This is a genomic window from Pseudomonas sp. PAMC25584 (assembly GCF_058135675.1).
In genome coordinates this window covers 3,310,896-3,327,182 of record NZ_CM176870.1, presented here as the reverse complement: position 1 = coordinate 3,327,182, position 16,287 = coordinate 3,310,896, and the positions used below count along the sequence as shown (strand labels likewise).

17 protein-coding genes are annotated in these 16,287 nt (G+C 59.0%); 15 read left to right on the top strand and 2 right to left on the bottom strand.

Annotated elements, in window-relative coordinates; translation table 11 throughout:
* The first annotated feature begins 80 nt into the window (after nucleotides 1-80).
* The 3 genes from ACS5Q8_RS15145 to ACS5Q8_RS15135 all read left to right on the top strand — a co-directional run bounded on the left by ACS5Q8_RS15145 (nucleotide 81) and on the right by ACS5Q8_RS15135 (nucleotide 2,521).
* Nucleotides 81-590: a sugar ABC transporter gene (locus ACS5Q8_RS15145; RefSeq protein ID WP_276193131.1), complete on the top strand. Its 510-nt coding sequence runs from the start codon at nucleotides 81-83 to the stop codon at nucleotides 588-590.
* The gene (locus tag ACS5Q8_RS15140) at nucleotides 587-1,441 is read left to right on the top strand and encodes an MBL fold metallo-hydrolase (protein WP_276193130.1); all 855 of its coding nucleotides are present in this window, start codon (nucleotides 587-589) and stop codon (nucleotides 1,439-1,441) included. Before ACS5Q8_RS15145 ends, ACS5Q8_RS15140 begins: the two co-directional genes overlap by 4 nt.
* A gap of 165 nt (nucleotides 1,442-1,606) precedes the next feature.
* The gene (locus tag ACS5Q8_RS15135; RefSeq protein WP_276193129.1) at nucleotides 1,607-2,521 is read left to right on the top strand and encodes an SGNH/GDSL hydrolase family protein; all 915 of its coding nucleotides are present in this window, start codon (nucleotides 1,607-1,609) and stop codon (nucleotides 2,519-2,521) included.
* 59 nt (nucleotides 2,522-2,580) lie between these two features.
* Here ACS5Q8_RS15135 and ACS5Q8_RS15130 read toward each other — a convergent pair whose 3' ends face one another.
* Nucleotides 2,581-4,998: a response regulator gene (locus ACS5Q8_RS15130; RefSeq protein WP_465159090.1), complete on the bottom strand. Its 2,418-nt coding sequence runs from the start codon at nucleotides 4,996-4,998 to the stop codon at nucleotides 2,581-2,583.
* Between the two features lie 635 nt (nucleotides 4,999-5,633).
* On the opposite strand from ACS5Q8_RS15130, the gene ACS5Q8_RS15125 reads away from it, so the two are divergent.
* The 12 genes from ACS5Q8_RS15125 to ACS5Q8_RS15070 all read left to right on the top strand — a co-directional run bounded on the left by ACS5Q8_RS15125 (nucleotide 5,634) and on the right by ACS5Q8_RS15070 (nucleotide 15,869).
* Entirely contained in the window at nucleotides 5,634-7,166 is a 1,533-nt protein-coding gene (locus tag ACS5Q8_RS15125; RefSeq protein WP_465159089.1) for an NAD(P)H-hydrate dehydratase, read from the top strand.
* A gap of 51 nt (nucleotides 7,167-7,217) precedes the next feature.
* Entirely contained in the window at nucleotides 7,218-7,796 is a 579-nt protein-coding gene (locus ACS5Q8_RS15120) for a GNAT family N-acetyltransferase (RefSeq protein ID WP_247398834.1), read from the top strand.
* A gap of 28 nt (nucleotides 7,797-7,824) precedes the next feature.
* Nucleotides 7,825-8,598 (top strand): cyclic nucleotide-binding domain-containing protein, encoded by a 774-nt coding sequence (locus ACS5Q8_RS15115; RefSeq protein ID WP_276193126.1) that lies wholly within the window; start codon nucleotides 7,825-7,827, stop codon nucleotides 8,596-8,598.
* 504 nt (nucleotides 8,599-9,102) lie between these two features.
* Complete coding sequence (gene atpD / locus ACS5Q8_RS15110) at nucleotides 9,103-10,554, top strand: F0F1 ATP synthase subunit beta (protein WP_465159088.1); 1,452 nt, start codon at nucleotides 9,103-9,105, stop codon at nucleotides 10,552-10,554.
* A complete protein-coding gene (locus ACS5Q8_RS15105; RefSeq protein ID WP_247398843.1) occupies nucleotides 10,535-10,939 on the top strand; it encodes a F0F1 ATP synthase subunit epsilon in 405 nt (134 codons plus the stop codon). Before atpD ends, ACS5Q8_RS15105 begins: the two co-directional genes overlap by 20 nt.
* Nucleotides 10,936-11,298, top strand: coding sequence for an AtpZ/AtpI family protein (locus ACS5Q8_RS15100; RefSeq protein WP_276193124.1), 363 nt, complete (start codon nucleotides 10,936-10,938; stop codon nucleotides 11,296-11,298). The genes ACS5Q8_RS15105 and ACS5Q8_RS15100 overlap by 4 nt, the downstream gene beginning before the upstream one ends.
* Nucleotides 11,291-11,617, top strand: a complete 327-nt coding sequence (locus tag ACS5Q8_RS15095) for an ATP synthase subunit I (RefSeq protein WP_276193123.1) — start codon at nucleotides 11,291-11,293, stop codon at nucleotides 11,615-11,617. The genes ACS5Q8_RS15100 and ACS5Q8_RS15095 overlap by 8 nt, the downstream gene beginning before the upstream one ends.
* On the top strand, nucleotides 11,608-12,297 hold the full coding sequence (locus ACS5Q8_RS15090) for a F0F1 ATP synthase subunit A (protein WP_426099852.1): 690 nt from the start codon (nucleotides 11,608-11,610) through the stop codon (nucleotides 12,295-12,297). Before ACS5Q8_RS15095 ends, ACS5Q8_RS15090 begins: the two co-directional genes overlap by 10 nt.
* Before the next feature lie 40 nt (nucleotides 12,298-12,337).
* A complete protein-coding gene (locus ACS5Q8_RS15085) occupies nucleotides 12,338-12,628 on the top strand; it encodes a F0F1 ATP synthase subunit C (RefSeq protein ID WP_247398855.1) in 291 nt (96 codons plus the stop codon).
* Between the two features lie 3 nt (nucleotides 12,629-12,631).
* On the top strand, nucleotides 12,632-13,411 hold the full coding sequence (locus ACS5Q8_RS15080) for a F0F1 ATP synthase subunit delta (protein WP_276193122.1): 780 nt from the start codon (nucleotides 12,632-12,634) through the stop codon (nucleotides 13,409-13,411).
* Complete coding sequence (locus tag ACS5Q8_RS15075; RefSeq protein WP_276193121.1) at nucleotides 13,402-14,955, top strand: alternate F1F0 ATPase, F1 subunit alpha; 1,554 nt, start codon at nucleotides 13,402-13,404, stop codon at nucleotides 14,953-14,955. The genes ACS5Q8_RS15080 and ACS5Q8_RS15075 overlap by 10 nt, the downstream gene beginning before the upstream one ends.
* Entirely contained in the window at nucleotides 14,955-15,869 is a 915-nt protein-coding gene (locus tag ACS5Q8_RS15070) for a F0F1 ATP synthase subunit gamma (protein WP_276193120.1), read from the top strand. The genes ACS5Q8_RS15075 and ACS5Q8_RS15070 overlap by 1 nt, the downstream gene beginning before the upstream one ends.
* 111 nt (nucleotides 15,870-15,980) lie before the next feature.
* Here the strand turns inward: ACS5Q8_RS15070 and ACS5Q8_RS15065 are convergent, their stop codons facing one another.
* On the bottom strand, nucleotides 15,981-16,277 hold the full coding sequence (locus tag ACS5Q8_RS15065; protein WP_465159087.1) for a DUF6388 family protein: 297 nt from the start codon (nucleotides 16,275-16,277) through the stop codon (nucleotides 15,981-15,983).
* Nucleotides 16,278-16,287: the final 10 nt, after the last annotated feature.

The following is a 16,287-nucleotide window of genomic DNA, read 5'->3' as shown; positions in this document are numbered from 1 at the left end:
CTGAAGGGTGCCGAAAGATCGTTTTATGGGGCTCTACCGTGCCACTAGCATGATGGAACATCAATCCATGAAGTGACTTTATGATTTACACAGTCGAATGCAACTACGCTGACCCTGCCAGCGAAGCCGAGTGGAATGGGTTTTACAGCCTGGAAAAACTGCCGGCGCTGATCTCGGTGAGCGGTTTCAGCGCTTCACAGCGTTTCGAAGCCTTGAGCGGCACTTGCCCGGCCTACTTGGCCTTGCATTCAGTCGACACGCTTACCGTATTGCAGAGCGACGAGTACCGCGAAAAAGGCGGTGGCACTTTTTCCGGCTGGCAGTCGCACATCACTGATTGGAGACGCAACCTCTATGCCGGGCAGGACCGGGCAGTTGCCGTGGGCGCGGACGAGTTCCTGTTGATCAGTGAACAAGGCCCTCACGTGTTGATTGAGTTAGGCCTTACGCCTGTAGCGCTGCACGCCGTTGCGTTGGACAAGACCCCTGCACACCGCTGGTTGGCCAAACTGGATTGCGTTCAGGCCAGGGCCTGCGATCTGCAGGGGCTGAATGTGTATCGCGCCATGACCGTGCAGTTACAGTCATGAGTAACGTGGACATCCCTCGCTGGAGACTCCCCAGCCAGCAAGTCGGCGAGTTTTCAATCACCGCCATCAGCGACGGCTACTTGGGGGCGAGCCTGGATTTTCTCGCCAACATCGCGCCAACGGAGGCGGTCCGACTTCAGTTAGCCGCCGGAATCAGCGAGCCAGCGTCAATCCATATCAATTGCTATCTGATACGTGGGCGTGGCCGAACGGTTCTGATCGACGCTGGCGCCGGCGGATTCAATCAATGGGGCGGCGAGTTGCTGGCCAATCTTGCATTGGCCGGCGTGCAACCCGGTGACATAGATACGGTTCTGCTGACTCACGCGCACCCCGACCACATCGGTGGCTTGTTGAACGCAGCGGGACAAATGGCCTTCGCCAATGCTGAGTTGGTTGTGCATCAGCGAGAGCTAGCGTTCTGGGAGGACGATGGCCACCTTGGCCAGGCCAGTGAACGCGCGCGTCGAAACTTTCTGTTTGCACGAAGGGTGTTCGATCAGTACCGAAAAAATCTGCGCCCGTTCACCGCCAATGACGTCCTGCCGGGCATCAGTGCGATGCCGTTGCCTGGGCATACCGTCGGGCATTGCGGCTACCGATTTGAGTCCGTGGCAGGCAGTCTGCTGATATGGGGCGATATTGTTCATTTTCCTCAGATTCAGATTGCGCGCCCTGATGTCACGATTGCCTTCGACCAGGACCCGCTGCTATCGGCGGCCACGCGAACGAGGCTGCTGGACGTTGCCAGTTCAGACAACTTGATGGTCGCTGGCATGCACTTGGGAGCGCTCGGCTTTGCTCATATCAAGCGCTCCGGGAACACCTACGCCATTGCTTACGAAACGTGAGTCAAGTATCGGCTGAGCGGCAAGGTGCCTAGAGAATCCGGGGCGCTTCAACCCCTTGTCGCGAACAGAACAGTTCTTGCGCACCCGGCTAAACATAGGTCGCAACTGTTGCAAGGCAAAACGTCGCAGACCGGTAGTCTAAGGTGATGCCCCGGGAGAATATCAATGACTCGACGCGCTTGCTTGGCCGCTTTATTGACGCTGACTGTTTCAACTGCATTTGGCGCGCCCAGTTACGATCATCTCTATGCGTTCGGTGACAGTTACTCTGACAATGGTGCGGGTCAAACCTTCACTAGACTATTGGCCACGCAGAAGGTCAAAGACGCACAGGAACTACCGGGCTCGTTGTACTGGAAGGGACGCTGGAGCAATGGCCCCACCGCCGTAGAGGAGCTGGCTCGCGCGTTGAAAACCGACCTGACCGACTACGCGATTGGCGGCGCTAAAAGCGGCAACGGCAACTACTACGCCTGGATGGAGCCATCTCGCGACACCGGGGTTTTTGGCCAAATCGCCGATCATCTGAACGCCGCGAAAACGCACAAAGCGGATCCGAATGCGCTCTATTTTATTTTCATCTCAGCAAACGATTTTTTTGAATGGGCCGACTTTTCGCACCCAGAATCGATTGACGTGCTAAGCCAGAACAGCGTGGCGAATATACAAAAGGCTACCCAGACGCTGATTGCAGCCGGCGCGAAGCACGTGATGGTCGTGGGGACTACGGATTTGAGTCATGTGCCGGCCGTGGTGCAGGGCAATCAGGTCAAGAACGCAACAGAATACCAGCAGATACTCGAACAAAAGCTGCCCGCCGTGTTAACAACACTGGCTAAAGCCCATCACGTCAGTATTAGTTACTTTGACCACCTGGCCTTCAGCAACAGGCTTCGTACAGCCCCCGATGTTGCGGGCCTGAAGGATCTGGATAGCCCGTGCCAAGCCACCTATCCGGACGTCAAGCCGGTGTGTGAACATCCAGATGCCCACTACTACTGGGATGAATGGCACCCGACCCGTAAAGTTCACACGCTGGCCGCCGAGGCGATGCTTGAAACGTTAAAGGCCAACCGCTGATGTTCTCTAACCGGCCTTAGCCGACGCGCGCGCAGGGTAAATCACGCAGCTAATCGCCCTTAGCGTTGGTGTCCGGAAGATGTGTCGCCCGGACGGTTAAAAACGTTAGGTGCCGCCTTCACCTCGAAGACCGAATTAGTGCCGGCCCTGGAGTGGGCCGCAAGTGCGACGCGCGCCAGTGCAGGAATCGATTTGGAGTGAGTGCGCGTCATAATTGAAGCGCGATGATTTTCAACCGTGCGCTGACTGATTCCGAGTTCTGCAGCAATGTTTTTACTCGGCTTCCCTGCAAGTACCATGTCCATGATTTGACGCTGTCGCAAAGTAAGACTGTCAATGCAATGGGTTGCGTTCTGAGTCCACACCATTTTTTTGTTTGCGTCCTGCGAGTGCTCCAGAGCGCGCGCAACTATTTGCAGAACCTCGTTGCGACTAAACGGCTTTTCGATGAAGTCCGATGCACCGGCCTTCATCGCATTCACGGCAAGTGAAACGTCGTGGCTGTCGCTGATCATGACGGTTGGCAGTTCATCGCCATTGCTTCTCAGCCGGTGGATGAGTTCAAGGCTTTGCATTCCAGGCAGGTTCGCATCTACCAGCAAGCACGCGCGTAGGCCGGGAGAGTATGCCTCCAGGAACGCCTCGCACGAAGCATAGTCCTGAACTTGATAGTCTTTGGATTCGAGCAAACTGCGGATGGTAGTGCGAAAAAAATCGTCACGATCAACGACGAATATGATGGATGTTTCGGTGTCGGCGGTTTCGGCTTCCTCGCGGCATTCATCTTGGGCAATCACCAAACGCTGTTGTTCAAGCAGAGACGTAATGACGAAAATAATCTCTTTAAGTTTCGCTGGCTTGTTGAGCTGAGTACAGTGCTCAAAGGCTACGTCACGCGCGGTTTGATGAGAAATATCACCCGTGAGAATGATCGCAGGCATGCTGCGATGCAGTGTTTTGCGCAGTTGAGTGATGACTTGTAAGCCATTCAACGAGCCCGGCAAATTAAAGTCAGCGAGTATCAGATCAGGTTGCACGCCGCCTTGGGTGACGCTTTCCAGAGCGCTCAGCCCGTCAACAGCCATCTCCACTTGATAACCTTCGGACTTGAGTAGCATGCCCAGTAGTTCGAGGACCTCGACATCATCGTCGACAATCAGGATCATTTCACCGTCGTGCGCCAGGGCGTTCTCTTTTAGATCAGTTTCTAGCTGAGCATTTGGTAACGAGATGACGGGACGAGAAAAAGTGACATCAATGGAAAATACCGACCCTTTCGCTTGAATCGATTGCGCGCGCAGTCGATGTCCCAGCACCGAGCACAGTTGCTTAACGATAAGTAAACCTGGCGCATCTGCCTGGGCTGCGTGGTCGACAGGTACATAGCGATCCAGGGAGGGCACCGGCTTGGACGTCTGCGTCACGGTGCCGCAATTCCAGACTTCAATGCTGAGCCACCCGCCGTGCCGGCGGCAGCCCAAAAGTATGCGGCCTTCATGGGTGTGTTGCAGTGCATTGGACAGCAAGATACGCAGCATCTGCTCAAGCAGGCGCGGGTCACTTTCTACGATGAGTTGACAGGGTACTACCTTGAGTTTCAGACCTTTAGCGCCGGCTTTGTAGCTGAACTCATCGGCGAGCCGATCGAGCAAATCGCTGATGCGAAAGTCGGAGGGGTTTGCTCCATTAGCGTCTGTTTCAATGTGGTTGATATCCAGAAGCGCGTTAAGCATTCCGGAGATTGCCCCCACCGTTTCGCCCATTCTCGCGGTCAGTTTTCGAGGTTTCTCATCTTTAAGCATTCCCAGCAACAGACCCTGCAACAACTTAAGCGTCTGCAAAGGCTGGCGCAGATCATGGCTCGTCGATGCGAGAAAGCGTAACCGAGTGGCCGTCGCCTGTTTGGCTTGTTGCGTGGCCCTTTCGAGTGCCTGCGTCAGCTGTTTTTTTTCGCCCACCTCCGTAAAGGTGATGACCACGCCCTCAACACAATCGTGTTGCAGGTTGTAGGGCGAAATACGGCGGACAAAACTCATGCCATCACGTGACTCAACGTCTCGCTCCAAAACAACCCTGTCGCGCATGACGGTTCTGGCGTCATCCAGCAGATTGAGATCAGTGGCCATGGGGCGAAGGTCTGCCAGTGGTCGCCCGATGTCTTGGCTAAGGATATTGAACAGCGGCTGACTGGCGGGCGTGAACAAGCGGATATTCAGATCTGCGTCGAGCAGAATGGCTGCAATGTGGGTGCTGTGGAGTACGCCTAAAGCAACCTGTGAGGCAGCCCGTTGCTGTTCCAGTGAACGCCGCAGCTGTTCGTTTTCACTGTTAAGTGAGCGTAGGCGGTCAAGGGGCTCCGTGGTCATTTGAGGTGTAGATGCCTTTTTCTGGCCCCGTGTTGCAGCGTCAGCTAAAGGTGGTCGTGTAAGCACCTCGGGCGTGGCCGTTCCCGCATCGAGTGGACGGCGAACTGGCATTGTGATTTTCCGTATCACTGCGTTCCGAAGGAACACCTCTGTTTTGAGACTACACCCCTTTGAGTGCTACGCAATCTCGCATTCGTGCGGCTAGGCCGTTTAAGGCGTTTAAAGGTGTTTAAGGGCGTTTAAATTGCGTCAACAGATGGCCGGTTAAACGCTATCTCGACTTTGCTGGGGAGAGACCGTTGATTCCGTTGCCGTCAGCGCCAATATCTGCGACCAGCGGTTCGCTGTTAACTGCGTCGGCCTGCCTAACCACCGGAACCTGAGTAGTTTCCGAGCCTGCTGCGATATCCCGCAAACGAATACCGTGATCTACGCAGTTGCGCCTAGTCAGCCCCGACTCTTCAGATTAAAAGGAGCGCCACCATGAGAGGACTCATTTCAAAAAGGCCGGACGTGCCAATGAGTAGCCAGTAGCGCGGGGAGGCGTCAGTGTCGCGAATGAACTCGTAACCAGGCGCCTAAGTTGCATGGCTCTGCAGCGGACTTCGTAGCCCAGGGCAAGGTCAAGGCCGCTATTGAATGGCGCCCGCTGTCGGCGATCAACCCGCGTTTTTAGCGCCCTGAATGCAGTGGCGTTCCATCGCGGGCGATCATTGATTGGGGTGCTGTTTAAGAGGGTGAAAAACATGAACCGGTTGAATGCAGAGTCTGAACCGAGCAGTCGCCAGACCGCCGTGTTAACCGTGCGGCAGATGACGGAGGCTGACCGGCTTTCGGTTGCTGCCGGCGTGTCGTCTTTCGAGTTGATGGGCAATGCCGGAGCGGCTGTGGCGCGCGAAATCGGGTGCCGCTGGACTCCCAGGCCGCTGTTGGTTTTGTGCGGGCCTGGCAATAACGGCGGTGACGGGTTTGTCGTCGCGCACTTGCTGGCTGAAGCTGGCTGGCCAGTGCGGGTGGCAATGCTGGGTAGCCGGTTCAGTCTCCAGGCCGAGGCCAGGCAGCATGCACAGCGTTGGGTCGGGGAGGTCGAGGCATTGAGCCCGTCGGTACTTGAAGGGGCCGAATTGGTGGTGGACGCACTATTCGGCGCGGGTCTTAGCCGCCCACTGGAAGGGCAGGCGCTGGACACCCTGGCCGCCGCCGGACGCGGCTGCGTACCGATTGTCGCAATCGATACGCCCAGCGGTGTGATGGGCGACACCGGGGAAGCGCTTGGAGCCGTAAAGGCGGTGCTGACCGTGACGTTTTTCCGCAAGAAGCCAGGCCACCTGTTGCTGCCGGGGCGGGACTTGTGCGGCGAAGTCATTGTTGCCGATATTGGCACGCCCACGTCGGTGCTCGATGCCCTCGCACCGTTGGCCTTTGAGAATCATCCCGCGTTGTGGCTGGCCGACCTGCCGCGCGTTCATGCCGATTCCAATAAACACACTCGCGGGCATGCGTTGGTATTTGGTGGCTACCCGATGACCGGGGCCGCTCGCATGGCGGCCCGAGGTGCAGCAAGAGCCGGAGCGGGCCTGACAAGCATTGCCGTGCCTGAAATAGCGCTACCTGTCTATGCCGCGACGCTCAACAGCATCATGGTGCATCCCTGGGTGACGCCGGAAGACTTTGGTCATTTACTCAACGGCAGTCGTTTTTCCGCTTGGTTGGTCGGCCCTGGTGCCGGGGTCAACAAAGACACGTTTGGCCACGTCTTGGCGATGCTTGCAACGGCGCGGCCCACGGTGATTGATGCCGATGCCATTACGGTCTTTCAGGATGACCCTGCGGCCCTCGATCGTGCGATACAGGGCCCGTGCGTGCTGACGCCCGATGACGGTGAATTCCGCCGGATATTTGACCCCGCCGGCGACAAGCTAAGCCGTACCCGAGCAGCAGCCCTGCGCTGCTCGGCGGTGGTTGTGCTCAAGGGCAGTGACACCGTGATCGCGGCGCCTGATGGGCGGGCAATCATCAACAACAATGCGCCTGCATCCTTGGCCACTGCGGGTTCCGGCGCCGTTCTGGGTGGCATCATTCTGGGGTTGTTGGCCCAGGGAATGTCGGCATTTACGGCAGCGGCGGCGGGTGTCTGGCTGCACGGCGCGGCGGCGGCCGAATGTGGTCCCGGATTATTGGCAGAGGATTTACCGGATTTACTGCCGATCGTTTTCCGTCGGTTGTACAGCTCTGTGGAGGCTTGTCAGGTACGCGACAGTGTTTTGCGAAATCGGTAGCCGTGAACCTTCGGCCCGAGTCTTTCACTTATTGATACAGGGCCTGGTCAGATGACGGACGATGCAGTAGAAAAAATTCTCGCGGCGCTCGGCGATGAACCACCCCACGAGCATTGGATAGAGGCGTTGAACAACGGCACCCATGTGCTGATTCGCCCGTTGCATCCACAAGACCGGCAACTTGAGTTCCAGTTCATGGGACAGTTGTCCGCCGAGTCGTTTCGAACGCGTTTTTTCGGGGTAATAGGGGCGGCGCAGGTGCCGCTCCTGGATCAAATGATGGACGTGGACTACCGCAACCGTACCGCTTACATCGCGATGATTCATGAGAATGGCCTGTTGTGTGAAGTTGGCATCAGTCGCTATGCCGTCGCAGCGGATGCCCAGCAGTGTGATTGCGCAGTGGTTGTAGCCGACCGTTGGCAGCGTCAGGGCGTGGGCACGCTGTTGATGCAGCACCTAATCGTTACGGCCCGGCAAAATGGTTTCAAAAAAATGATGTCGGTTCATCAGAGCAATAACTTTGGAATGCATCGCCTGGCTCGAAGCCTTGGGTTTCATGGCCGATACCCGGCGACTGGCGATGACGAAATTATTTACGAACTCGACCTGACTCCCGCCTTTGGGTAACGCCTCAGTGAACGAAGCCGGAGTGTGCATGATGCTGATCACTACCCATCAAACCAGGCCTGTGATGTCGTTTCCATTACTGCCCCAACCATCGGTAAAAACCGCTGATCACTGCGCCATTCGCGAGGTGTTTTTATCGTCGGAGTGTTCTGAGCAGGTGTGTGAACGCTTCGATGAATTAATCACTCACACCGTGCGCATTGCAAAGGGCGCTGAGCTTTATCACGCAGGGGTCAATGCGCGGTATCTATATTTTGTGCGGTCCGGCAGTTTCAAAACTGTTCTAGTCGGCGAACAAGGGTTCAGCCTGGTCACCGGATTCCCCATGTCCGCAGAACCGATAGGGCTGGAAGCAATTACCGGCGAACCGCACGTGTGCTCGGCAGTCGCCCTGGAAGACAGCGAAGTTTATATGATCTCTTATCAGCGCTTGGAACAGCTTGCCCGCGAGGTGCCCTCGTTACGCTTGAGCTTGAGCAGAATGCTTAGCCGAGAAATTACCCAGGGCCAGAGCAGGCTATACACGCTGTGGCACTACAACGCAGAAGAGCGTTTGGCAATCTTCATGTTGGGGCTGTCCAAGCGCTTTGCGCAGCGGGGGTACTCCGCGCACCGCTTTCTGTTGCGTATGTCACGTGAGGATATTGCCTTGTCCATTGGCGTAAGGTCCGAAACGATTTGCCGAGCCATTGCGCGTCTGCGCGAAATGAGCTTGATGGCGGTCGAAGGGCGTAGCGTCGAAATCATGGATTTGCCTCTGCTGAAAGCGCTTTGCCAGCGTGGTCAAACACCTGAGTCATAAGCGCCAAAGGCGCGCTCAAGGGGCCACCGATCAATTAAATGCCCGAGCATCACTGCAAAGAGCCACTAAGTAGTTTCCGAACCTCCTGTGCCCGCATGACACCTGCGCAGCGCGATCGCGAGCCTTTTCCACCCTCTCCCGGCGTGGGATGGCCCTCTGACAACGGCGTTGTAGTGCTACTCAAGATCGCTTGTAGGTAGTTTCCGAACTACTCTGTAGCCTGTCAGGCCGCTAACTTGGGGCTCTGCCATTGTGGAGCCGGGTGGATATTTAGGCGTTGCGCGGCCGCCGCACGCCCGGGCGACGTTCGGCATCGTCTGTGCCCTCAGCTCGAGTGGGTGTCATTCCTCCACTCAATCGGCCAGTCGCTGTGTCGTTGATGGTTACTGTGGCTCGCCCAACGCCCCTGAACAGGCCTGGCTAACCTGCTGCTCCGGCACGCGCTCATTGACCGAGCAAGGCTGCACCCCGGCTCGCCACGACAACCGAACAGGAAGCTGCGAGATGACGCAACGCCAGGTGACGCCCGAGAGCGGTGCAGTGAACGTCGGCGTGGTGACTGCCGTGCGCGGCAGCGTTGTGGATGTTCGTTTCGATGCGGTGCTGCCGCCCATCCATACCCTGCTGCGCGCCGGTGATGCCGGCCAGGTGATCATCGAGATTTTGGCCCAGCGCGACGAACACCACGTGCGTGGCATTGCACTGACGCCCACCCAGGGGTTGGCGCGAGGGATGAGCGTGCAAGACACCGCAGGCCCGTTAAAAGCGCCGGTGGGCAATCAGATCCTGTCGCGCATGTTCGACGTCTTTGGCAACACCATCGATCGCCAGCCCGCGCTGGATGCCGTGCAGTGGCGCTCCGTACACCAGGCGCCCCCGCCGCTGGTACGCCGCTCCACCCAATCCGAAGTGTTCGAGACCGGCATCAAAGCCATTGATGTGCTCGCCCCTCTGGAGCGCGGCGGCAAGGCCGGCTTGTTCGGTGGCGCGGGTGTCGGCAAGACGGTGCTGCTGACCGAGATGATCCACAACATGGTCGGCCACCAGGAAGGCGTGAGCATCTTTTGCGGCATCGGGGAGCGTTCACGAGAAGGCGAAGAGCTTTATCGAGAGATGAAGGCCGCCGGTGTGCTGCCCAATATGGTAATGATTTTTGCCCAGATGAATGAGCCGCCTGGGGCGCGCTTCCGGGTCGGGCATGCGGCATTGACGATGGCGGAGTACTTTCGCGACGACCAACACCGCGATGTGCTGCTGCTCGTCGACAATATTTTTCGTTTTATCCAGGCCGGTTCCGAGGTTTCCGGCTTGATGGGGCAGATGCCGTCTCGCTTGGGTTACCAGCCGACGATGGGCACTGAACTCGCGGCGCTGGAAGAGCGTATCGCCAACACTGACAGTGGCGCTATCACCTCTATTCAAGCGGTCTACGTGCCGGCTGATGACTTCACCGACCCGGCGGCGGTACACACCTTCTCGCACCTCTCGGCATCGATTGTCTTGTCGCGCAAACGCGCGAGCGAAGGCCTGTTTCCAGCCATCGATCCCCTGCAGTCCAGCTCGAAGATGCTCACGCCGGGCATTGTCGGCGAGCGCCACTACCGGCTCGCACAGGCTATCCGCCACACGCTTGCCCAGTACGCTGAACTCAAAGACATCATCGCCATGCTCGGGCTTGAGCAATTGTCGCCGGATGACCGCAAGGTGGTAGCGCGCGCGCGTCGCCTGGAGCGCTTCCTGACCCAGCCATTTTTCACCACCGAGCAATTCACCAACATGCCCGGCAAGCTCGTCAGCCTGCAGGACGCGCTGGAGGGGTGTGAGCGCATCCTGGCAGACGAGTTCAAGGGCTTCCCGGAAAGCGCGCTCTACATGATCGGCGCAGTCGATGAAGCCAAGGCGAAGGCCACGCCTGAGACCCCCGAGGAGCGTAGTCATGCCGTTGATGACACTTAAAGTATTGCTGCCGTTCGAAATTTTCGCGGTTGAAAGGAACGTGTCGCGAATCGTCGTCGAGACGGTGCAAGGTTCGTTCGGCCTATTGCCCAGGCGCCTGGACTGTGTCGCGGCGCTTGTGCCAGGCATCCTCAGCTTTCAGAGCGAAGCCCACGGTGAAGTGTTCTTTGCGCTGGACGCAGGAGTGTTGGTCAAGACCGGACAGGACGTGGTGATCTCGGCGCGGCGGGCAGTGCGTGGCGATGATCTGTCCCGGCTACACGACGCAGTCGCGCAGGAGTTTCTGACACTGGATACGCAAGAAGTCGCCATGCGCGCGACCATGGCTCGCCTGGAGAGCGGTTTCATGCGCCGCTTCGCGTCATTACGCGATCGCCGGTCATGAAGCAGAACCCGAAGCGCCCACCGTCCACGCCTGTACCAGGCGACCCGACACTGGCCGAACAGGTCGGCGCCAAGGCCGCCCGTAAACTCAAGGCGCGCCGCAGCGCTACACCTGGCGTGTGGTTTGGGCTGGGCATGATGGGGTTGATCGGCTGGTCAGTGGTTGTCCCCACATTACTGGGCGCAGCCCTGGGACTGTGGCTCGACCAGCAGCACCACCCGTCCGGCGGCCGTTCGTGGACCCTGGCGTTGTTGGTGGCGGGGCTGACAATCGGCTGCTTTAACGCGTGGCACTGGGTGGCCAGGGAAGACCAGGCCATGCACGACGAACTCGATGAGAAGGAGCAGGATGATGATTGACTACGGCAACTGGGTACTGGCTGGGGCGGGCGCGCTGTTGGCCGGTGGCGCGCTGGGTGGAATTTTCTTCGGCGGGCTGTGGTGGACCGTGCGCCACGGCGCCTCGTCGCCGACCCCGGCACGCTGGTTCCTTGGCAGTCTCATCCTGCGAACCGCCGTCGTATTGCTTGGCTTCTATGTCGTCGGTGCCGCCCAACCTGTGCGCCTCGGGCTGTGCATGCTGGGTTTCCTGGTGGCGCGTGCTGTCGTCATGCGCGTCACACAATCGACCGCAATCACCAAGGCAGCGCATTCGCCGGGAGCACCGCCATGCGCCTGACGCCTGATGCGTGGATCTTTTGGCAGGATGGCTTCTTGAAGCTCAATGCCACAATTGTATTCACGTGGGCACTGATGGCAGTGCTGGTGTTGGGTGCCGCGCTGATCACACGCCGCCTAGCCACAGGCCACGAGCGTTCGCGCTGGCAAAACCTGCTGGAGATCGTGGTGACGGCAATTGTCGGCCAGATCAAGGATGTCGGCCTGAAGCATCCGCGCCGTTACCTGGGCTTTCTCGGCACGTTGTTCCTGTTTGTCGCGGCTTCGGCGCTGGGCACCGTGGTCCCTGGCTTTGAACCGCCCACCGCTTCGCTGTCGACCACCGTTGCATTGGCTTTGTGCGTGTTGGTGGCGGTGCCGATGTTTGGTATCTACAGCCAGGGACTTGGGGCTTACATGAAGTCGTACATGCAGCCGACGCCGATCATGCTGCCTTTCAACCTCATCAGTGAAGCCTCGCGCACGTTGGCCCTGGCGGTACGCCTGTTCGGTAACATGATGAGCGGCGCCATGATCATCGCCATCCTGTTATCGATCACGCCGTTTGTTTTCCCCATTGTGATGACAGTGCTGGGCTTACTCACCGGCATGGTGCAGGCCTACATCTTTACCATTCTGGCGGCGGTGTACATCGCTGCGGCCACCCGTAGCAGCACAGCGTCCACGAAGCCGGGGTCCTGAGCCACTGCGACACCTCCTTCAACTCACATAAAGGCCCCTTATGGACTCTCTCACCTGGATCGCCATTGCTTCGATTGTCATGGCCGGCTTGACCACCGGCTTCGGTACCATGGGCCCGGCATTGGCCGAGGGCAAGGCGGTGTCCGTGGCGCTCACGTCACTGGCTCAACAGCCCGATGCGTCAGCGACCATCACGCGCACCTTGTTCGTCGGCCTGGCGATGATCGAGTCAACCGCCATTTACTGCTTTGTCGTGTCGATGATCCTGATCTTCGCCAACCCATTCTGGAATACCGCTATCGCGTCGGTTGCCCAGGCGGCAGGTAAATAGACCGTGCTCATCGACTGGTTCACCGTCGCCGCCCAAGTGCTGAATTTCCTCATCCTGGTGTGGTTGATGAAGCGTTTTCTGTACCAGCCGGTGCTGAACGCCATCGCTGCGCGAGAAGCGAAGATTGCTGCCGAGCTCAAAGACGCTGCCGACACCAAGGCCAAAGCCCACCAGCAGCAAGACGAGTTCGAGAAAAAGAACCAGTCTTTTGACGAACAACGGGCGGCCCTATTGAGTAAGGCCGTCGCGCAAGCAAACGATGAACGTGTGCGCCTGTTGGCCGAGGCGCGCAGTGCCGCAGACGCTGCACGTGAGATGAGCGCAAAAGCACTGTTGGCACACACGCAGGATCTGCACGCCAATTTAGTCCGCCAGACGCAACGACAGGTTTACGACATCTCACGCCGGGTGCTCGGCGACTTGGCGTCGGCCAGCCTGGAGCAGCGCGCTTGTGAGGTCTTCCTCCAGCGCCTGCATACGTTTGACGGACCTGCGCGAGACGAATTGGCTGCCGCCTTGAAGGCCACGTCCAACGACGAGCCAGCACGACTGCGCAGCGCATTCGACTTGCCGGCCGCGCAGCAGAGCTTGATCCAGTCGGCATTGGATGAGTGGGCCGGGCAGGCCATTGTGCTCAAGTTCGAGACCGCGCCTGAACTGGTCAGTGGTATTGAAATCAACGTGCAGGGGCTGACGCTGGCCTGGAGCATTGCTGACTACCTTCAAGCGCTGTCGTCAGATGTGCCAGAGCAACAATCCTCAACGGGGCGCACATGCCAATGATCGCGCCTGTCGACGCTACGCGGCAACACGCCGAGGAAGAGGCGTTCAGCCTTATCAGCCAACGACTCCGGGACTTCAAGCCGCATCTGACCCTGCATGAAGTGGGCACAGTGGTCAGCGTCTCCACCGGCATTGCCCGTGTCCAAGGGTTGCCGCACTTGGGGTTCGAGGAGCTGCTGACATTTCCCGGCGGTTTGTCGGGCATCGCGTTCAATCTGGACGAGGAGGGCGTCGATGTGGTGCTGCTGGGCGATTCGGCTCACCTGCGCGCCGGTCAGAAAGTCCGACGTACCGGGCGAGTGATGGACGTCGCAGTGGGCGATGCGTTGCTGGGTCGGGTGATCGATCCACTCGGCCGCGCCCTGGATGGTGGGGCGCAGCCTGCGACCCGATCGCGCCTACCCATCGAACGGCCGGCGGCGCCGATCATGGACCGTGCACCCGTGACCGAGCCGCTGCAAAGCGGCCTGAAAGTCATCGATGCGCTAATCCCCATCGGCCGAGGCCAGCGCGAACTGATCCTGGGCGACCGCCAGACCGGCAAGACGGCGATCGCCATCGATACCATTTTTAATCAGCGCGACAAGAACGTGTTGTGTGTGTATTGCGCCATTGGCCAGCGAGCGTCGGCCGTGGCCAAGGCGGTGGCCAACCTGCGAGAGAGAGGGGCGTTGGCCTACACCGTCGTGGTGGTCGCCGAAGGCAACGAAGCGCCGGGACTGTCCTATATCGCGCCCTACGCCGCCACCAGCATCGCCGAGCATTTTATGGAGGCCGGCCGCGACGTGCTGATTGTCTACGACGACCTGACTCACCACGCGCGCGCCTACCGCGAGCTGTCGCTGTTGCTGCGTCGGCCACCGGGGCGCGAGGCCTTTCCGGGCGATATTTTCTACATCCATTCGCGCATGCTGGAGCGCGCGACCCATCTGAACCAGGAACGCGGCGGCGGTTCGATGACAGCACTGCCCATCATTGAAACCGAAGCCCAGAACATATCGGCCTACATCCCGACCAATCTGATCTCGATTACCGATGGGCAGATCGTGCTGTCGCCGTCATTGTTTGAACTCGGCGTGCTGCCGGCCATTGATGTCGGCCAGTCAGTTTCGCGTGTCGGCGGCAAGGCTCAACGCCCGGCTTATCGCGCCGTGGCGGGCGCCCTCAAGCTGGCCTATGCGCAATTTGAGGAGCTGGAGACCTTTGCGCGCTTCGGTGCAAGGCTGGACGAGGACACGCGCCAATCCATCGTTCACGGCCAGCGCATCCGCGCCTGCCTGGGCCAGTCGGAGCTTTCACCGGTGACGGTGCCTGCTCAAATCGCGATTTTGCTGGCCTTGAATGCGGCACTCTTCGACCCGGTGCCGCTTGAGCGCATGACGGCTGCGCAGCAGGCTGTGGAGGCGGCCGCCGATGGCCTCCCGGCTGTTCTGGGCAAGCGCCTGGCCGATGCCGAGGCGCTCACCGACGCTGATCGCGAGCAGGTCACCGAAGCGGCGCGCCAGGCACTTGCGGCGTTTGTGCCTGCGCCCAAGGAGGTTTGATGGCTGCCACCATCACGGCATTGCGCCGCCAAATCAGCAGCGCCTCTGACCTCAAGTCCGTTGTCCGGGTCATGAAAGCCTCCGCCGCATCGGCCATCGGGCAGTACGAGCGATCAGTGGCGGCACTCGCCGACTACGCGCGCACCGTCGAACTGGGGTTGGGCGTTTGTCTGCGTGCGGTCGATCCCGCAACGATACACGCCCGGGCACCCCATGCACGGGATGAGGGTCACACTGTGCATGCGGTGGTATTCGGCTCCGATCAGGGACTGGTCGGGCGGTTCAACGACGAGGTGGTCGACTACGCAATCGCCCAGTTCGCGTCCTTGCCGGTGAAGGTTTGGGCGGTTGGTGAACGTGTGCATGAACGACTGCTCGATGCCGGTAGAGCGCCCGAAGGCGTGTTTGCCGTGCCTGGGTCGGTGGAGCAAATCACGCAACTGGTGGGGCAGGTCCTGCAAACAGTCCCGATGGCGGACAGCGAGGGCGCGGGAGAACCACAACGTGCCACGCTGATGCTTTTCTATAACCGGCCCAGCGGTAACGGCTATAGCCCGGTGAGCCAGCGACTGCTGCCCCTGGATGAGCAATGGCAACAGGCACTCGCTTTGCAACCCTGGCCCACGCCTCAATTGCCCGAAGTCCTGAGCGCGAACACACAGACGCTGCGTGCGTTCATCCGTGAGCACCTGTTCGTCTCGCTGTTTCGCGCCAGTGCCGAGTCGTTGGCCAGTGAAAACGCCAGCCGTCTTGCCGCGATGCAGCGCGCAGACCGCAACATCGGCGAACTGTTGCAAGACCTTGACGCCACCTATCACCGTTTGCGCCAAGCCGGTATCGACGAGGAACTCTTTGACGTGATTTCAGGTTTTGACGCCCTGTCGCCGAACGCCGATGCCGGCTCCCAGGGTTGAACCGACGGGGCGTGCTGTCGCATTGCGTCTCCCGCCTTGCCTTTGCCGCTAATCAGCCGTTGCTGTGCGGTATCGACAAGTGCCCGCGTGCCTGTACACGCGCCCCAAGTGTTATTCGATGATTTCATTGAGCATGCAGTAATCCGTCCATTCCATCTCAACCATTTCTGACACTTCTCGATGGAACGCCAGGGTCATGCTTTTCAGCTCTTCGGGAGACTCCGAGATCATGGTCAGCGTCAGCTCCCATACCGCTATCCCAAGTCGTGCTGCCTCTTGCTCAAAGGCCGATTCGATACACACTTTCTTTTCAGCCTGACTCAGTCCCTGTACCGCTTCATTGAGGGAAGAGTCACCTTTGAAGAATTTTGATAGCGCGAGTTCTTTGCGTAGCTCATCTGAGTTCATCAACGTCTCC

Bases quoted from the DNA above. Each gene is read 5' to 3' on its own strand.
- ACS5Q8_RS15085 (WP_247398855.1), top strand. From the start codon at position 12,338: ATGGACTCTCTCACCTGGATCGCCATTGCTTCGATTGTCATGGCCGGC.
- ACS5Q8_RS15145 (WP_276193131.1), top strand. From the start codon at position 81: ATGATTTACACAGTCGAATGCAACTACGCTGACCCTGCCAGCGAAGCC.
- ACS5Q8_RS15115 (WP_276193126.1), top strand. From the start codon at position 7,825: ATGATGCTGATCACTACCCATCAAACCAGGCCTGTGATGTCGTTTCCA.
- ACS5Q8_RS15095 (WP_276193123.1), top strand. From the start codon at position 11,291: ATGATTGACTACGGCAACTGGGTACTGGCTGGGGCGGGCGCGCTGTTG.
- ACS5Q8_RS15125 (WP_465159089.1), top strand. From the start codon at position 5,634: ATGAACCGGTTGAATGCAGAGTCTGAACCGAGCAGTCGCCAGACCGCC.
- ACS5Q8_RS15105 (WP_247398843.1), top strand. From the start codon at position 10,535: ATGCCGTTGATGACACTTAAAGTATTGCTGCCGTTCGAAATTTTCGCG.
- ACS5Q8_RS15075 (WP_276193121.1), top strand. From the start codon at position 13,402: ATGCCAATGATCGCGCCTGTCGACGCTACGCGGCAACACGCCGAGGAA.
- atpD (WP_465159088.1), top strand. From the start codon at position 9,103: ATGACGCAACGCCAGGTGACGCCCGAGAGCGGTGCAGTGAACGTCGGC.
- ACS5Q8_RS15065 (WP_465159087.1), bottom strand. From the start codon at position 16,277: ATGAACTCAGATGAGCTACGCAAAGAACTCGCGCTATCAAAATTCTTC.
- ACS5Q8_RS15135 (WP_276193129.1), top strand. From the start codon at position 1,607: ATGACTCGACGCGCTTGCTTGGCCGCTTTATTGACGCTGACTGTTTCA.
- ACS5Q8_RS15070 (WP_276193120.1), top strand. From the start codon at position 14,955: ATGGCTGCCACCATCACGGCATTGCGCCGCCAAATCAGCAGCGCCTCT.
- ACS5Q8_RS15140 (WP_276193130.1), top strand. From the start codon at position 587: ATGAGTAACGTGGACATCCCTCGCTGGAGACTCCCCAGCCAGCAAGTC.
- ACS5Q8_RS15120 (WP_247398834.1), top strand. From the start codon at position 7,218: ATGACGGACGATGCAGTAGAAAAAATTCTCGCGGCGCTCGGCGATGAA.
- ACS5Q8_RS15100 (WP_276193124.1), top strand. From the start codon at position 10,936: ATGAAGCAGAACCCGAAGCGCCCACCGTCCACGCCTGTACCAGGCGAC.
- ACS5Q8_RS15130 (WP_465159090.1), bottom strand. From the start codon at position 4,998: ATGCCAGTTCGCCGTCCACTCGATGCGGGAACGGCCACGCCCGAGGTG.
- ACS5Q8_RS15090 (WP_426099852.1), top strand. From the start codon at position 11,608: ATGCGCCTGACGCCTGATGCGTGGATCTTTTGGCAGGATGGCTTCTTG.